This is a genomic window from Streptomyces sp. NPDC006798 (assembly GCF_040635975.1).
Classification (GTDB): Bacteria; Actinomycetota; Actinomycetes; order Streptomycetales; family Streptomycetaceae; genus Streptomyces.
The window spans coordinates 1-15,937 of record NZ_JBEYIS010000013.1 but is presented as its reverse complement, the minus strand read 5'-3'; the positions used below and the strand labels follow the sequence as shown (position 1 = coordinate 15,937).

Genomic DNA, 15,937 nt, shown 5'->3' with positions numbered 1-15,937 from the left:
CTGACGACGGGTGTCGTTGGTGGAGAAGCCGGATCGCGGTGATGGAGCGGTCCGGCTACGTGTGCGCTGCGGGACTCGCGGTGTATCTGCGGCCTGTTGCGAGTGACCGTGGCACGTGATGGGTCAGCGTCCCGGACGAGGAGGGCTCTGTCGGCCCGGACGTGCCGTCCGTGATCTGGGTCTTCTCGTCGGCGGGGTCCCCTTGCGCCGTCGAGGCTTCGGTGTTCAGTTCGGACTCCCGGAGACGTCGGCCTGGTCGGAGGTCCAGCCGAACGCCAGGCGTTCCAGGTCTCCGAGGTAGACGACGTCGGCGTGGGCGCGGAAGGCGTCGATGCGCTGGTCGACGTAGTCCTGGACCTCGGAGTCCGCGGCATCGACACGAGAGCGGTTGCGCCGGGAGAGGCGGGACCATTCCAGAAGGTCGGAGTCGGTGGACCGGTCCATCCACACCCACACGCCGGTGCCCAGCTTGACGAGGTCGCGGGGGTGGAAGAGCGCTCCGGTCCGCCGCCGGCGGGGGTTGCGCTGTTCACCGAAGCCGGTGACCAGGCTCTGGGCGAGCCGGTCGAGGGCGGCCATCCTGATGTGGGCGTCGAGGTCTTCGCGGGCGAGCTGTTCGCGTACCGCGTCGGTGAGGCTGCGTTTGTGGAAGCGGCCGTCGGCGTCGGTGAGCGCCGTGGCGCTCTGCTCGACGATGCGCTGCAGGCGGCTGTCGGCCGTGGACGTCACGGAAGGTCACGCTCCTGCCAGACCTGGTCCATCTCCGCCAGCGCTGTTACGGCGTGCGCGATGGTTTCCCGGGTGATGGGCGTACCGGAGGCGTAGGCGGGGTCGTAGCGGCTGAACGTGCGGGTGCCGCGGGCCTGGGCGAGCGGCGGGATGATCTCGTCCAGCAGCCGGGTTGCGACCCGCCGCTGCCGCTTGTCCTCCTCCACCCGGGCGGTGCGTTCCGCCCAGGCGCCGGCCAGGGTGAGGTCGCCTTCGACGACGCGGTCGGCGAGTTCGGGGTCTGCCTCGCGCAGGCGGGCGAGCTGGACCTCGGCGCTGTTGGCCTTGGCTTTGGTCTCCTGGGCAGTGGCGTATGCCTCGTTCAGCCCGGTGGCACCGCTGATCACCGGGTCCACCAGGTCGGGCGCGTGTTGCAGGACGATGCCCGCCTTTCCGATCGTGCCGAGCGAGACTCCCAGTTGTTCACTCAGTGAACGGGAGGACCGTTCACTCAGTGAACGCTCGCCGTGTTCACTCAGTGAACAGGCTTTGGCCGTGATCATGGCGACCTGGCCCTTGGTCAGGTTGCGCCGGTGGACGTTCGCGGACAGGGCGTAGCCGCTGGGGTCGTCACCTTCGTAGGTGGTGTACGCGGGTTCGACGCCGGCGATCTCGCATGCCCTCAGACGGTTGCGTCCGTCGATGACCCGGCTGCTGCCGTCGAGGACGACGGGGTGCAGGAGACCGTTCGCCTGGATGTCGTCGGCGAGGGCCTGGAGGTCCTCCTCGTCGAGGTCGGGGAAGAGAAGGATGGTCGGGTGGAAGTCGATCTGTAACTCCTGGGATGAAGGGAAGGGGATTGCTGTCGGGGCCGACAGGGAGACCAGAGGTCAGTACGGCGGGATTCGTGAACCTGCGGGCCGAGAACTCAGTGCATGCGGGCGTCGGTGTCGAAGAGTGCGCGCTCGTGTGGATGCAGAAGATGTTGAACAATGAAGGACCGTCCGGCGACCTTCCACAGGCCGCGTCCGCGGGTGAGGTGGGCTACCGCCTGGGTCTCGACGGAGGTGAGGCCGAGGAGGGTGGCGGCGGCCTGGAGCTGGTCGTTCTCCTGGCGGTAGATGATCCGGGTGGAGCAGTCGGCGAGGAGGCCCTCCGCGAGTGCCCGTCCGCGGGACCCGGCGTCGCCTGCCGTGAGCAGGTCGGACAGCCGGTGAATCACCATCAAGTTCGCGATCCCGAGACCGCGGGAGAGCTTCCACTGGGCCTGCATGCGCTGGAGGAGGCCCGGGTGACGCATGAGACGCCACGCCTCGTCGTAAACGATCCACCGGCGCCCGCCCGCAGGGTCGGTGAGCGCGCTCTCCATCCAGGCGGAGGCGCAGGTCATGGCGAGGACGAGGGCGGTGTCGTCGCCGGCGCCACCGAGACGGGACAGGTCGATCGTCAGCATCGGGCTGCTGGGGTCGAAGCGGGCGGTGGAGGGGGCGTCGAACATTCCCGCCAGGTCACCGTGCACGAGGCGGCGCATGGCGTGGGCGAGGTCGCGGGCGGCGTCGCCGAGGCGTCCGGACAGGGTGCCGCCCATGAGGTCCAGGGTGGCGGGGTTGTTGAGGGTGGTGGCGATGTCGCCGAGGAGCGGGGCCCGCCCGGTGGTGGCGGCGTGGGTGACGACGGCATCGAGGGCGACGTCGAGAGCGGTGTGCTCCATCGGGGCCAGGTCCCGGCCCAGCACAGTTCGCGCCAGCGACCCGAGCAGCAACAGACGCCGTTTACGGATCTCACCCGCCCATTCGTCCTCCGGCACGGACGGCGGACGGGGCGCGGCATCCAGAGGGTTGAGCCTGCCGGGGAGACCAGGGCCGAGGGCGATGGAGGTTCCCCCGAGGGCTGTTGCCACCGCCGTCCATTCCCCTTTCGGGTCGCAGGGGACATAGACCCGGTACCCGAACGCGACACTGCGCAGCGCGAAGGACTTGGCGAGCGCGGACTTGCCCTGCCCGATCACCCCGGCCAACAACACGTTCGGGTTGGTGAAGCCCTCGATCTTCCCGTACAGCGTGAACGGGTCGAAGGAGAAGGCTGCTTCCGAGTGGACGTCGCGGCCGATATAGATGCCGTCGGCCCCCAGACCACCCTCCGCCAGGAAGGGATACGCGCCGGAGGCAGTGGCGGTGGTCATGCGATGTGCGGGGAGCTTGAGCCGGTTGCCGCGGGCTGACGCAGGACCGGGCCGCCCCGTGAACCCGTAGAGCGGGGCGGGCAACGGCTCCTCGGCCGGTACCGAACCCTCGGGGTGAGCGGAGGCGCGGGCGCGGGCCTCCGCGCTGGCCTCGGCGAGCTGTCGGCGGGCCTTGCGACGGCTGGCGCGGTCGGTGCCATGCGGGATGAAGAGCGGACTGGCGGACGCTCGGCGGTCGCGGCGGGCGGGCCGGTGGGACATCGAACGGGTTCCCTTTCGGCGCTGTCCGCTCATGACGCGGGGGTGTGGTCAGCGGGCGTGGTCTTACGGCGGACGGCGTGGACGGCGGCGACGTGCCGCTGGCAGATCGTCAGAATGGCTGGGCCCTGAGGAATCTGCTCGGGGACGCAGTCGGTGCTGGTGGGGAGCATGTGGAAGGCAGTGTGGACGGCGGCGCCGGCTTGCCACAGACGGGTGTGGGCGGTGGCGAGATGACGTCCGGCTGCCGGGTGCGCGGGCCGGGTAGTTTCGCCGAGCCGGTCGACGAGTTGGTGCAGTGCGGTGATGTGGGCGTGGAGGGTATCGAGGTGGACGCGGTCGGCGGGCCGGGCCGCGCTGTCGCGGCTGTGGTGGCGCAGGCCGGTGGTCGCGGCACGCAAGTACGGTGAGGTCAAGGTGTCCTTTGCCCAGGGGCCGGGAGGTGAGCGGACGGCGTCGGGCGGGGTTACAGGGCGATCCGGGCGAGGGGGAGAGCCGCGGTGGTCAGGGCGGCGGGGTGCTGGTAGTCCAGGCGCCGGAGGTCCACCTGGGCTGATCCTGCGGCGGTTTCGATCTGCGCACACGCGGCGTCAAGGAGGGCGTCGGTCTCGGCGGAGACGGTGAGCAGTCCGGTGAGGTCGACGTCTGCGTGCCCGGCGATCAGCTGCCGCTCACGGGCCTTGGCGTCGGCGTACTCGATGCTGTCGGCCTCGGCGTCGACCATGCCGCGGCGGCGCCGTTCGTTGGCGTCGGCGATGATCGTGGCCTTGGTCCGCTGGACATCCCGGAGCGCCGCTTCGAGTTTCTGCGGCACGTATATAAGGGAGAGGGACCGGCGGACCCCGGCGGAGAACATCAGCCCGTGCAGAAACCCGGGGGAGGTTTCGGTGCGGGGCCAGTTCTCGATCCAGTAGGTGGCGTGCCGCGCGCTGTCGGTGATCACCCGGTCGTATTCCTCGACCTGGACGACGGGCCCGGCGGCAGCGGGGTCGGCCTCGGCCCTTCCGGATTCGGACCACTGCTGGAGCCGGGAGAGGGCGGCCGGATCGTAGGCGGTCCGGATCACGGCGGCGATCTCGGTGGCAGTGAGCCAGCCGGTCACGGTCAGCCCGGCGGACCGGACGGCCTGGGCGACGGAGGAAGTGGTCTGCTCCAGCACGGTGAACGCCCCGGGCAACCCCCCGCCGGCCTGGGCGACGAGACGTTTGGCGGCGCGCAGGTCGAGGGAGATCGCGAGGTACGCCTCGTGTGGTGCGGCGGCCGGTCCGGCGGCGGCAACCAGGTCCGCATAGACCTGTCCGGCGACCGGGGTATCGGGGTGGCCGTGCTGGGTCCAGTGCCGGGCGAGGGTGTCCCCCGAGTCGGGGACGGTACGTTCCAGGACCTGGATCGCGGCGATGGTCCCGTTGCGGGAGATGCCCGCCAGCGCGCGGCCCCAGCCGCTCACGTTGGCGGTCTGGGTGGCGGGGTCGAGGAGGGCGAAGGCCCTGCTGGAGACGCGGGCGACGGCGGTGAGGGTGCGGCGGTGCGGGTCGTAGACGGCCGCCGCCGAAGAGCCGTGCGGCGTGACCACCCGCAGGGAGGCGCTGGTTCCGGGGAGGTGGAGGACGCCGTCCTGACGGGGACGGGTGACCGGACGGGCGAGCCACAGGGTCTGGCCGGTACGGCGACGGTGGGTGTAGCGCAGGACGATCGGCGCCCAGTCGACCAGGGACCGGCCACGGCGCCGGACCAGGACGAGGGCGGCGACGGCCGCCCACAGCGGGGCGAGTACCGCGGCGCCGGTCAGCCCGGTGGACACCACGGTGACCATGAGCAGGGCGAGCGCGGCGAAGGTGACCAGAAGCTGCGGCAGGGACAGTCCGAGAAGGATGCCCCGCCGCGACCGGTGCGGGAATGTGACCGTGAGGGCGGTGGTGTCAGACACGAGGGGGAACCGTTCCGGAGGCGGGGCGAATGGGTTCAGGTAGCCGGGCGGGACACCGGCATCGGTGTGACGGTGTCCCGCCCGGTATCACGGGCGGGGGTCAGTCGCCGACCGGTGACGGTCCGGCCGCCGGTCCCGGGCCGGACGACGGCCGGGCGGCGCTGTCCGGGGTCGGCGGAGCACCCTGCGGGGGCGGAGCTGCACTGGCCGGGGGCCCGGACTGCCAGGCCGCGCCCTCGGCCGGGAGAGCGTCGGCTACGTCTCCACCGGGCTGGGCGCTGGCCCCGCTGGTAGCGTCGCCCCGGGCGCCTTCGGTCGCGGAAACAACAGCCTTTTCCAGGCCCTGGGCGGCGGCGTCGGCGCCCGGAGAGAGACCACCGGTCCCCGTACTGCTGCCGCCACCGGAGTCGCTGCCGGAGGACATCGAAGTGGAGGCGATGTCGCCGGGGAACTCAGAAACCGGGGGGCCCTGCGGCGCTGCGCCACCGGCTCCCGCTCCGGCTGCTGCTCCGGCTCCGCCGGTCGCGGCCGTCGCGGCCTTGCGGGCGGCCTGCTCGGCGTACTGGCGGGCGACCTGGGCACCGGCGCCTCCGGCGCGGTGCATCGACTCGCCGTCGGTGCCTTCCGCGGCCCAGTGCACGAACTTGAACGTCGCGTACGGGCTGAGCAGCACCAGAGCCATGATGACGATGCCGGCCATCACATCGGCGAGGGCCGCGATCCCGTCCTCGGGGTTCGTGCGGCCCATGGCGGACGCGCCGAGGAGGAAGATCACCGTCATCAGCAGCTTCGACACGACGAGGGTGGCGGTGGCCTCGATCCAGCCCCTGCGCCACCGGCGGGTGGCCTCCCACCCTCCGCCGGCCGCGGCGAACACGGCCAAGGTCACCAGCACCAAGATGCCGACTTTTCGGACCATCATGACGCACCAGTACAGGAACGCGCCGATCGCGGAGCCGAGGGCGGCGAAGGTCGGGACGAGCCAGCCGAGCCCGGACAATGCACCGATCTGGCTCACCTTGACCATACGGCGTACGGAGTCCTCGACCGAGGTGTTCGCCGCCTTGAACAAGCCGTCCGACAGAGCGTCGACGACTTCGATCGCGACGGTGGTCAGGGCGATGGCGGCGAACGCGAACAGCACACCGCTGGCGGTGCCGGTGAAAGCCTGGCTGAGGGCCTGTCCGTCGCGCTTCATCGCGGCGCGGACCAACTGCGCGGAGAACGTGGCGACCAGTACCACGAGACCGATGGGAAGCAATAGTTCGTAGTTGTCCCGGAACCAGACCGCGTTCAGGTCGACCGCGGTGGTGACGTTGACGGCGTCGGCTGCGAGTTCTGCCGCTGCGGCGGCGAGTTCGCCGGAGCTCTTGGCGATCCAGGAGCCGATGCCCTCGGTGATGGCTTTGCCGGGGTCGGAGATGAAGTCGATCGCGTCCGCGGCGCCGCAGAGTGCGCCGGCGACGGGGATGGAGCAGAAGTCCACTGAACCGGACCTCCTTATCTGTGCAGTTCAGTGGCCTAGGGGGCGATGCGGGGCGCGATGGAGACGAGGCTGCAGCTCGTGTCCGGGCGGCACTGGACCGCGAGGGTGACCGCGCGGTCCTCCGCGCCGCCCCCGCCGTCCTTCCACCGGATCGTCTGCTTGCCGGTGACGGTGACGGCGTAGATGTACGCCTCGGTCAGCGCCGCCGGATCGTCCGCCAACGCCTGTTTGAACGCCGAGGGGAACTTCGCGTCACTGATCGTCGCGGTGGCGTGCTGGGCGTTGTCCCGCATCCGGGACCACAGCACCGGGTCCGGGATCTGGGCCTGGACTGCCGGCCAGTCGGCGTACGTCGTCTCCGCCGACATCCAGGTACGCATCCCGGCGAGCTGCTGGTCCCGGTTGGTGGAGCGGGCGTCGTACGACCACAGCATCGCTGCTGCCGCCTTCGCGTACATGAGGGGATCGTCGAGGTCCGGCGGCTTCGCCACCGACCCCGTCTCCGGCGAGACGCCGGGGCTGTCCTCCGTGTCCGGGGTGCTGCTCGCGGACGCCGCGGGGGTGGTGCCGGAGCGCTGGTCCCGGTCGCCGGTGGCCCAGGCGACGAGGCCGGTCACCGCGACCAGCAGTGTGATCACGACGGTGGCGGTGGCGATCCGCCGGTTCGCCGACCAGTGACCGGTATGCCGGTGAAGCACGGGCGGCCGGGCCATCAGATCCGGCTCCCAAGGGTCGAGAAGAACTCCACGACCCCGTTTGCGGCGCCGAGACCGAGGGCGGCGCCCGCACTCACGAGCGCGCCCTTCTTCCCGTTGGCCTCGGACTGGTGACCGCCGGAGTGATGCCCCCAGGCCCACACCCCGAGCGAGACCGCCAGGGCGCCGACCACGGCCACGATCCCGAACAAATTGATACTGGAGACGACTTCCTTGAGCACGTTCAGACCGGGGAGCCCGCCATCGGCGGGCTTCACCCCGGGGTCAAAGGCGAGACGGACACGGTCGGCGACGGACATGGGTATGGCAGGGCTCCTTGCGTATACAGGCGCGGTGGTCTGTGGAACAGCGGGGAAGGGGCGGAGGGGAGGGGGCCGGAACCTCGAATTATTTGACGATGAGTCAGAGGATGCGGCGCACGGTGAGGATCTTGGTGTCCGCTACGGGCTCGATCCGGACCACGGTCCCGGTACGCGGGGCGTTGATCAGCAGGCCGGATCCCATGTAGAGGCTGACGTGCTCGGGTACGGCGGCCGTGCCGCGGGAGAAGATCAGGTCACCGGGCTTCAGAGCCTTCGCGGAGACCGCCTTGCCCTCCTTGACCTGCGTGTACGTGGTGCGGGTCAAGGTCACACCGGCGGCGGCGTATGCCTTCTGTGTCAGGCTGGAGCAGTCGCAGCGGCCCATGGGATCCGGACCGCGCGGATCGGTGCAGTGGCCGCCCCACTGATACGGGGTGCCCAACTGGCCCATTGCCCAGCGGATCGCCTCCCGCGCCCGCGGATCGGCGTCCTCCGGGATCTCGTACCCCTTGGGCACCGTGCCGGGCGGTACAGGCCCGAACCCGGCCCCGTCCTCGCCGGGAACGCACCCGGCCGGAGGGGTGCCGGGGGCGTCCCCGTCCGGGGCGGTGCCGCCGTCGGGCAGGACGGCGACGATCGCCTTCTGCAGCGCGCGGGAGAGCGGCTCCCACTGCGCGTACGCGTCCGGGTATCCGGACCGCTGGACGGCCTGGGCGGCCTGGGTGATCGTCATCGACTCCCACCCCGGCACCTTCAGCAGCCCCTCGTAGAACTTGGTGCTCGCGTAGACGGGGTCGCGGATCTGCTCCGGTGTGCCCCAGCCCATGCTCGGACGCTGCTGGAACAGGCCCAGGCTGTCGCGATCCCCGTAGTTGAGGTTGCGGAGTCGGGACTCCTGGAGCGCGGTGGCCAGCGCGACGACCTGTCCCCGCTCCGGCACCTCCATCGAGATGCCCGTGGCCACGATCGACTTCGCGTGCGGGATCTGCTCGCCGGGCAGTTCCAGGCCCTCGATGCGAATGTCGGCGTCCGCTCCCTCACCACCGAGGATCGCGGCGACCTGCTTGGCCACCGCGTCTGTGTCGACGTCCGAACCAGGCGCGCAGGACGTGGCGTTGAGGGCGGCGCCGCTGCCAGCCGCGGCGATCACGGCGACTCCGGCGATCAGGAGGGGGGAGAGGCAGAGCACGCCGATGGCGGCTGCGGCCTTCACCCGGTGTTGCCTCCTGTACGGCGGTCGAACGGCGTCCGGGGAACGGGAGGCTCAGGGCATGCGTGTGTCACAGGCGCGTTCCTTCAAGTGAGGGTCCCGGCTGCCCTGTGTCCACGGGTGGAAAGGGGGGCCGGTGGTGGAAGAAGTGAAATGGCCGGGCTCGGGATACGAGGCCGCTCGCAGTCCCTTGCCCTACAGGAGTCAGGTGTGCGGGGACACAGGGCCTCCGTGGGCGGGTAAAGGGGGGCGGGGCGGGCGGCGGCAGTGCGCGTCGGCCCGGTTCCAAAACAGTAAACGGCGATCCCCGGTTGGCGAAATAGTTCCCGCACCGGGCACGCCCGCCGGCGATCGGGTCCGGTGGTGATAGTGGTCAACCGGGGATCGTGTCCTACAGTTTTTGGTACCCCCCTCGCGCATCAAGCCGTCACGGCGCTGCGGGCCGTGCTCTGCCCGCGCGAAGCCCGTGGTCTATTCGGCAATGCCGGGGATTTCCTCCACCTGTCCCCCACCCGAATCCGGGGTGCCTCTTTGCCGTTTTCCCTCCACCAGGGCGATGCCCTGACCGTCCTTTCCGGCCTGCCCGGCGACAGCGTCGACTCCGTCATCACCGACCCGCCGTACAACTCCGGCGGGCGCACTGCGAAGGAGCGCACCAGCCGGACCGCGCGCCAGAAGTACACCTCCGCCGACGCCGGACACACCCTGCCGGACTTCACGGGCGAGAACATGGACCAGCGCAGTTACGGGTTCTGGCTCACTCAGATCATGACCGAGGCCCACCGCCTCACCAGGACCGGCGGCACCGCACTCGTGTTCACCGACTGGCGACAGCTTCCCATTACCACCGACGCGTTCCAGGCCGCTGGGTGGCTGTGGCTGGGCGTCCTGACCTGGCACAAGCCGCAGGCCAGGCCGCAGAAGGGCAAGTTCCGCCAGGACTGCGAGTACATCGTCTGGGGCGCGAAGGGCAAGGTCGACGCCTCGCGGAACCCGGTGTACCTGCCGGGCCTGTACTCGGCGTCGCAGCCGTCGGGCAAGGACCGCAAGCACATCACGCAGAAGCCGGTCTCCGTCATGCGTGAACTGGTGCAAATCTGCCCGCCGGGCGGGACGGTGCTCGACTTCTGCGCGGGCTCCGGATCGACGGGCGTGGCGGCCCTGCTGGAAGGCCGCAGCTTCATCGGTGTCGAGAAGACCGAGCACTACGCCGAGATCGCCGCCGACCGGCTCACCGAAACCCTGCGGCAGGTCCGTTCACAGGATGATTTCGTGCTCTCAGCCTGACAGTTGCTGGCTGCGCGGCACGGGCCGGACCGCCCTTCCGGCGGCCTGTCCGTGCCGTGCTTGCCGGTGTTATAGCAGCCAGCCCCCGGTTGGTGAAATCGGGGAATCCCAGGACCGTGGAAGCTGCAATTCCCCAACCAAGGCTGCGGCGTCAAGGAGACCCGAATCTTGTCCGATCCCATAGACCCCCTCGACGACGGGGAGACGGAGCCGATACGGCTCCCTGATTCTTCCGGCCTGGAGAGCATCGAGGCGAGCGTCCGGAAACTCCTGGACCAAACGGCCGACCAAGCGAGGCAAATCGACAGTCTCTCCGGCCCCGGCCCGTCGCCGTTCGCCGGGTTCGGCCTGCCCGCCGACTTCCCAGGGCTCCCCGGTATGCCTCCGCCGCCACCCCCGCCACCGGACCCGAAGCCCATCCTCGAACTCGACGGCGAAGCGCTGGAGAACGAGGTGGACGCTCTGACGGACTGGGTCGACGACTTCCTCCTCCCCTCCTACGGGGCGGAAGTAACCACCGCCACCCCGTGGTGCGACCACTGGCAGGAGCACCGGGACGTCACCGCCTGGCTCCATGCCCTGTGGATGGCCTACGAACAGCACAAGGACCCCGAGGCCGGACTGTCCGGGATGCTGGCGTGGCACCGGGACTGCCTCACCCACACCATGGCCGCCGTACGGGCTCCCGGCGGGCCACTGTCGGCGTGCATGACCGATCCGGACCGGCCCTCCCACCGGCTTCTGCCCGGTCCCGGACCCTCCGCCCGAGCCGTACGGCCTTCCGGTGAGCCGGGGGAGGCCGCCTCGTGACCGGGCCGGTGCCGCGCTCCGGACTCAGCCTCGACCCCCGGGTGCTCACCGATCTGCTGACCGCACCGGATGACGTGCGGGACCAGGCCCTCGCCCGGATCGCCGAGGCGACCACCGGGCCGTCCTGAGGCGTACGGGCGCTCGCCGAGAACCTGGCGGGCTTCGGGGGGATGCCGCTCGGCAGCGCGTGGGGAATCGTCCATGTCCAGCGCCCGGCACCGCCCGCCTCGGCACACCGCACCGAGGTCCACGTGGTCGCCGTGGGACCCGCTGGCGCCCACCTGCACGAAACCGTCCGCGCCCGGCTCGGACGCACCCGCCCGGCCAGTGCACTCGCGCACGCCTCCCGCACCGCTCCCCTCAACTCGACGCCACCCGACGCCAGATCAGCCCGCCGCGGTCCGTGTCCCCGGCACGGCACGGCCTACCCCTGCCCACACCCGCCCCGAAGGGACCTTTTCGTTGACGACCCCGTTCCTGTTTCCCACGGTCCTCGACCACCTCGCCGCCGCCCTGCTGAAGACCGAGCTTCCTCCCGAAACTCCCCGTCACCGGGCGATCCTGGACACATTTCTCGAAGTCCAGCAGCTCGACGAGCAGCTCCTGGGCCCCGGCAGTCCCCTGGACGACACCCTCACCAGCACCCAGCGGAACGAGCTGGCCGACCTCCTCGTCGAACGGCTCGCCGCCGGGCAGGAGCTGGCACTGCTGCTCTCCGCCGAAACGAGCGCCTTCACCGGTGACGCGGAAGGCGACGTTCCTGCGGACGAGCCGGACGAGCCGGACGAGGACGAAGCGGGGTCCATCCTGCACACCGTGCTCGGTGTCTTCGCCGGCCGCGGCGACCCGGACGCCCTGGCATCCACGGACCTGGTGGACGCCCTGCGCGTCCTGCCCGGTATCGCCGAGGGACGCTGGCGCTACGCGGACCTCACCTCCGCCCGCCTTGCCCGGCTCCTGGCCCCGTACGAGGTCAAGCCGCGCGACATCACCCTCCCGGACGGGCGGCGCCGCAAGGCGTACCGGCGCGCCGCGCTCCTGGCCGCCACCGAGCGGTGACCAGCGCCAATCCCGACCTGACGAATCATGCCCGTACCGCCGTGACGAAGGATCTCGCCGGTCTCGACCACCGGATCGAAAGGGCCACCGGTCACAGTCCGGACCGTCTGTCGGAGCAGCGGGACCGCGGCCTCCTCGACGGGCCGCTCACCGCCCTGGTGGATGCCCGCCGGGCCCTCGTCCGGGCGCAGGACGGGGTCGACTTCCACCGTGTGCTGCTGCACCGGCTGGCGAGCGGCGAGCATCCGGCCGACGAGACGCTGCTGGTTCGTATCGACCGAGCGGTTCGTCAGATGAGGGACGCCATCGCCCGGCGTGACGCGCTTCGGGATACGGCGCTGACGGCGCTGGAGCCCGTCGAAGCCGCCGCCCGTACGACACCGCCCGTCACCTCGGACGTCCTGTCGCCACGGGACCGGGCCGCGCTGCTGGCCATCGCCCGGGGAGCCCGGCTCCGTGAGCATCTCCTCACCCAGCGGGTGTCGGTCGTTGCCGCCTCCGGTATCCGGATCTCGGCCGAGGACTTCCGGAGGCTGGAAAGGGACGGGCTCGTCGACTGCGACACGACCCGTTCGCTCCACGCCGGCCAGCCCGTCACCCTTACCGGCGCCGGCCGGGCCGCCCTGGCGGCCACCCTCCGCTGTGCTCCGCCGTACACCCCATCTGCCCATCGGCCGGGCGCCTGGCCCGCCCCGGCCGCCCGCCCCCGACCGTGAACCCGGTCCCGCATCTGTGTAGGAGGCTTCCGCCCTGACAACCCGAGAGCCCGCGTATTCCCCTGTCGACTTCCGTCTCGACGGATTCGAACCGGCCACCGAGCAGGTCGGCGCCGCCTTCTGGGAGGACATCGCCATCGACGAGGACGACTTCACGTCCCTCGCCGAACACCACACCGACGGTCGGCACAGCTACTACGCCCTCCACGACGGAACCCTCGACGGGGGCGGCCTTCCCTGCGAGCCGCGGATCGTCGCCCTGCACATCCGCCGTGACCCCGACTCGCGGGTCTTCCGTTACGAACACCGGCGCCTGCCACTTCCCGCGATGGCACAGTCCTGGCTGATCGCCCGGGGCTGCCCCAAAGACGCCATCCGCCTGCTCCCCGGCATCGGGACCACACCGGCCGACGACACCACCCGCGCCCTGGAGGAACGACTCGCGGGAGACGGCGACCACTTCGCCGTCCTCGCCAGCTACACCCATGACACCTCGGAGACGCCGGAGATCACCGTGCTGCTGCGCGCGGTCGACGAGGCGGAGCCGCGCCCGTTCCGGGTACTGCTGGAGCGGATCGACCCCGCGTCCGGGACGCACACCCTCCAAGAAGGCCAGTTCCGTACCGTCCAGGACGCCACTGCCTGGTGGAACGCCTACTGGAGCGGCGAAAACCCGCAACTTCCCCCAGCCGCCGGCACCACCAGCCTCGCGGAACCCGTCGTCCCCCCGCCGGCGACGCAGCCCCCTGGCCGGACCCGCTGACCGAACTCGGCCTGGTATCACCCCCGCCAGCGACGAAACGCGGGGGAAGTTAGCAGCACTTTCCCGGTTCGCGAAACCGGTGATTCTCCGGACTCTGGAATCACGCGAACGGCATCCATTCGCCGCGCAATTCCCATGCCCCAAACTTCCCTTGGAGATCTTCATGCGTACACGTATGACCGTAACGGCCGCCGTACTCGGCGCGTTCGCTCTGCCGCTGGTCTCGGCGCCCTCCGCGACCGCCGCTTCCCCGACGGCTTCCTCGTCGGCGCCCCTGTCCGCCCCTGCGGCGGCATCGCAGCCCTGTGAGCGGCCCGGACGATGGGTCGTCGGCACCAAGGCCGTCACCGTCCGGTCCAAGGCGACCACCTCCTCGACTGCCGTCGGAATCCTCTACGACCACCACACCTTCACCGTCCACAAGACCAGCGGAGCCTGGCACTACATCACCGACCGGACCACCGGCGTCAAGGGCTGGGTCAGCGCCAAGTACGTCTACCGGACCGTCCGCATGTGCCTCAACTGACCGTCAAATCCTTCAACCCGTCCGCATTTTTGGAAGGGATATAGGAGATGAGTTCCGTGGCTGACGAAGCCGACGTGGTCGGTGTCCTCACCGGCCATATCGAGCGGCGCTTCGGAATGAGTGTGCCCTCGCTGCGCCGTGCGGTCTCCACCCGGACGCTCGCCAGTCCGGCGGCGGCGGAGGTCGTGCGCTGGCACGGCCTCCTCGCCGTCGCCCAGGCTGCGCTGGACCGCGCCGAGGACGCCCTCGTAGCCGTCCTCGATACCGTGCCCGGCGACCTCGCCGAGGATCACGACCGCATCATGCTCGCCGCCAACAGGGTCAACGACGCCGTCGGGATCCGGGACGGCCGGGCAACCGTGCTGGCCTTCCTCCTCGACCCCGGCCCGTCGGCAAGGTCCGGTCCTGCGGCGGCCTGGCGCGGAGCGGTCGCCGCACACCGCCGGGACCGGCCCGCGCTCGCCACGGCCGCCCCCGCGATACCGGTGAAGCCGCCGCTGCCGACCGGACGGGGGCCACGGTGAGCGTGACCGACCGGCCCAGCAGTCAGGACGACGCCCTCGAAGCCGCGTTCGGAGCCCCGGTCGACCAGCTCTACGCCACCGCGGAGCCCGGTGCCTCTCTGCGGCGGGCCCTGGAACTGAGATCGTTCCTGGTGCTGGCCGAGGAGCAGGTGGCGAGGGCCCGGGACCGGGTGCACCAGTCCACGGACCCCGGCCGCGACCTGAGCGAGCTGTCCGCCGACGCGCTGCGATTCGACGCGCAGTGGATCGAGGCGGCCCTCAACGCCCGCGCCGGCTACCGAACCGCCCTGGACCACCTGCTGCGCACCATGCCCCCGCCCGGCCCGGCCGCCGGAACCAAGGCGGCATCCCGCCGTCCCCGTCTGACCGCCGTCACCGGCCCCCCGGCCCCCGCCCCCGCCCCTGTCCTGGCCCCGGGCCGGGGTGGCAAGGCTTGCTGATGGCCGGACAGCCGGTAACCCGCAGCCTCGGCGAACGGATCGAGGCCCTGTACGGCCAGCCGCTCGCCGACCTCCACGCTCACGCCGACCAGCGCTCCGGGGGCAACCTGCTCGCGGCCCTTCTCACCACCCTCACCGATCTGGATCTCGCCGACCGCCGGATCGCCTTCGAGCAGGCGCGGCTCCGTCTGCTGGCGCACCCGGAGCGTGAGCTGGACCGGGCGGACACCGGCCATATCGCGGACTGCGCCCGCCGCCTGGCCGAGTCCGTCGCCGTCCGCGACGCCCACGTCCAGAGCCTGACCGCCGTTCTCGACAGCCTCCACCGCACCCCGGCGGCGGAGGCCCCGCCCGCCGTACCGGCTCCACCGCCGTCTCCCGCGCCCGCCCCGGCGCGCTAACCCGCCACCGTCGATTCTGGAGTGCACCCTTGGCCACCAACGGCCCGGCCCCCTCTGCCCGCACCGATCTGGCGCGCGTCACCGAGTCCCTGTCCATGATCACCCCGCGCTGGCACGTCCATCTGCTGCTGGCCCTGTCCCACCAGCCGCTGCGGTACACGGAGATCAAGCAGCGCATGCCGTGGATGGCCGACGGTCAGCTCCACCCCAAGCTACGCCAGCTCGTCGATCTCGGACTCGCCGACCGTACCGAGCACGGTATTCGCCACGTCACCTACGGCCTGACCGCCCGCGGTACGGATCTGGTTCCCGTGCTGACCGCCATCGCCTCCTGGGCCGGGACCCATCTGGAGACGGACCCCGGCCCGGTGACGTCCGACGAGTTCCGCGGGGCGCGGGACGTCGAGGACGCTCTAGTGCTGATCGCCGCCCGGCACGCCACTCCGATCCTGTGGACGCTGCATGCCCGCGGGACCGCCACTGCGGCCACGGTCGCCAGCGACGCCATGCCAGGCTACGGCCTTAGCTCCGTCTACCCCCGGCTGCGGCAACTCGTCGTCGACGGCGCGCAAACTGCCGAGCACCGATCCAGCCACACACGCAAAGAAAGAGGCCGCGCCCA

20 protein-coding genes are annotated in these 15,937 nt (G+C 70.9%); 11 read left to right on the top strand and 9 right to left on the bottom strand.

Annotated features, from left to right (window positions below):
- Positions 1-225: 225 nt before the first annotated feature.
- The 9 genes from ABZ714_RS11265 to ABZ714_RS11225 form a co-directional block, all read right to left on the bottom strand.
- Positions 226-729 (bottom strand): hypothetical protein, encoded by a 504-nt coding sequence (locus tag ABZ714_RS11265; RefSeq protein WP_358824929.1) that lies wholly within the window; start codon positions 727-729, stop codon positions 226-228.
- Positions 726-1,271, bottom strand: coding sequence for a hypothetical protein (locus tag ABZ714_RS11260; RefSeq protein ID WP_358824928.1), 546 nt, complete (start codon positions 1,269-1,271; stop codon positions 726-728). The genes ABZ714_RS11265 and ABZ714_RS11260 overlap by 4 nt, the downstream gene beginning before the upstream one ends.
- A 365-nt stretch (positions 1,272-1,636) precedes the next feature.
- Positions 1,637-3,151 carry an ATP-binding protein gene (locus ABZ714_RS11255; RefSeq protein WP_358824927.1) on the bottom strand — a complete coding sequence of 505 codons (1,515 nt, stop codon included), beginning with the start codon at positions 3,149-3,151 and terminating at the stop codon, positions 1,637-1,639.
- A gap of 29 nt (positions 3,152-3,180) precedes the next feature.
- Positions 3,181-3,564, bottom strand: coding sequence for a DUF6238 family protein (locus tag ABZ714_RS11250; protein WP_358824926.1), 384 nt, complete (start codon positions 3,562-3,564; stop codon positions 3,181-3,183).
- A 50-nt stretch (positions 3,565-3,614) separates the two neighbouring features.
- The gene (locus tag ABZ714_RS11245; RefSeq protein ID WP_358824925.1) at positions 3,615-5,075 is read right to left on the bottom strand and encodes an SCO6880 family protein; all 1,461 of its coding nucleotides are present in this window, start codon (positions 5,073-5,075) and stop codon (positions 3,615-3,617) included.
- A gap of 100 nt (positions 5,076-5,175) precedes the next feature.
- Complete coding sequence (locus ABZ714_RS11240) at positions 5,176-6,561, bottom strand: ATP-binding protein (protein ID WP_358824924.1); 1,386 nt, start codon at positions 6,559-6,561, stop codon at positions 5,176-5,178.
- A 35-nt stretch (positions 6,562-6,596) separates the two neighbouring features.
- Positions 6,597-7,274: a hypothetical protein gene (locus tag ABZ714_RS11235; protein ID WP_358824923.1), complete on the bottom strand. Its 678-nt coding sequence runs from the start codon at positions 7,272-7,274 to the stop codon at positions 6,597-6,599.
- On the bottom strand, positions 7,274-7,576 hold the full coding sequence (locus ABZ714_RS11230; protein WP_358824922.1) for a DUF6112 family protein: 303 nt from the start codon (positions 7,574-7,576) through the stop codon (positions 7,274-7,276). The genes ABZ714_RS11235 and ABZ714_RS11230 overlap by 1 nt, the downstream gene beginning before the upstream one ends.
- Positions 7,577-7,679: 103 nt before the next feature.
- Positions 7,680-8,792, bottom strand: a complete 1,113-nt coding sequence (locus tag ABZ714_RS11225; protein ID WP_358824921.1) for a C40 family peptidase — start codon at positions 8,790-8,792, stop codon at positions 7,680-7,682.
- Between the two features lie 528 nt (positions 8,793-9,320).
- On the opposite strand from ABZ714_RS11225, the gene ABZ714_RS11220 reads away from it, so the two are divergent.
- The 11 genes from ABZ714_RS11220 to ABZ714_RS11170 all read left to right on the top strand — a co-directional run.
- Positions 9,321-10,076: a site-specific DNA-methyltransferase gene (locus ABZ714_RS11220; protein WP_358824920.1), complete on the top strand. Its 756-nt coding sequence runs from the start codon at positions 9,321-9,323 to the stop codon at positions 10,074-10,076.
- A 168-nt stretch (positions 10,077-10,244) separates the two neighbouring features.
- The gene (locus tag ABZ714_RS11215) at positions 10,245-10,886 is read left to right on the top strand and encodes a DUF4913 domain-containing protein (protein WP_358824919.1); all 642 of its coding nucleotides are present in this window, start codon (positions 10,245-10,247) and stop codon (positions 10,884-10,886) included.
- Complete coding sequence (locus ABZ714_RS11210) at positions 10,883-11,014, top strand: hypothetical protein (RefSeq protein WP_358824918.1); 132 nt, start codon at positions 10,883-10,885, stop codon at positions 11,012-11,014. The genes ABZ714_RS11215 and ABZ714_RS11210 overlap by 4 nt, the downstream gene beginning before the upstream one ends.
- Positions 11,015-11,348: 334 nt before the next feature.
- Positions 11,349-11,945, top strand: a complete 597-nt coding sequence (locus ABZ714_RS11205) for a DUF3631 domain-containing protein (RefSeq protein ID WP_358824917.1) — start codon at positions 11,349-11,351, stop codon at positions 11,943-11,945.
- A 41-nt stretch (positions 11,946-11,986) separates the two neighbouring features.
- Entirely contained in the window at positions 11,987-12,661 is a 675-nt protein-coding gene (locus tag ABZ714_RS11200; RefSeq protein ID WP_358824916.1) for a hypothetical protein, read from the top strand.
- A 328-nt stretch (positions 12,662-12,989) separates the two neighbouring features.
- Entirely contained in the window at positions 12,990-13,424 is a 435-nt protein-coding gene (locus ABZ714_RS11195; protein WP_358824915.1) for a hypothetical protein, read from the top strand.
- Positions 13,425-13,587: 163 nt separating this feature from the next.
- Complete coding sequence (locus tag ABZ714_RS11190) at positions 13,588-13,950, top strand: SH3 domain-containing protein (RefSeq protein ID WP_358824914.1); 363 nt, start codon at positions 13,588-13,590, stop codon at positions 13,948-13,950.
- A gap of 47 nt (positions 13,951-13,997) precedes the next feature.
- Positions 13,998-14,474, top strand: coding sequence for a hypothetical protein (locus ABZ714_RS11185; protein WP_358824913.1), 477 nt, complete (start codon positions 13,998-14,000; stop codon positions 14,472-14,474).
- Positions 14,471-14,914 (top strand): hypothetical protein, encoded by a 444-nt coding sequence (locus ABZ714_RS11180; protein ID WP_358824912.1) that lies wholly within the window; start codon positions 14,471-14,473, stop codon positions 14,912-14,914. The genes ABZ714_RS11185 and ABZ714_RS11180 overlap by 4 nt, the downstream gene beginning before the upstream one ends.
- Complete coding sequence (locus tag ABZ714_RS11175) at positions 14,914-15,315, top strand: hypothetical protein (protein WP_358824911.1); 402 nt, start codon at positions 14,914-14,916, stop codon at positions 15,313-15,315. The genes ABZ714_RS11180 and ABZ714_RS11175 overlap by 1 nt, the downstream gene beginning before the upstream one ends.
- Before the next feature lie 29 nt (positions 15,316-15,344).
- Positions 15,345-15,937: helix-turn-helix domain-containing protein (locus ABZ714_RS11170; RefSeq protein WP_358824910.1), on the top strand; the 593-nt coding region annotated here is incomplete at its 3' end.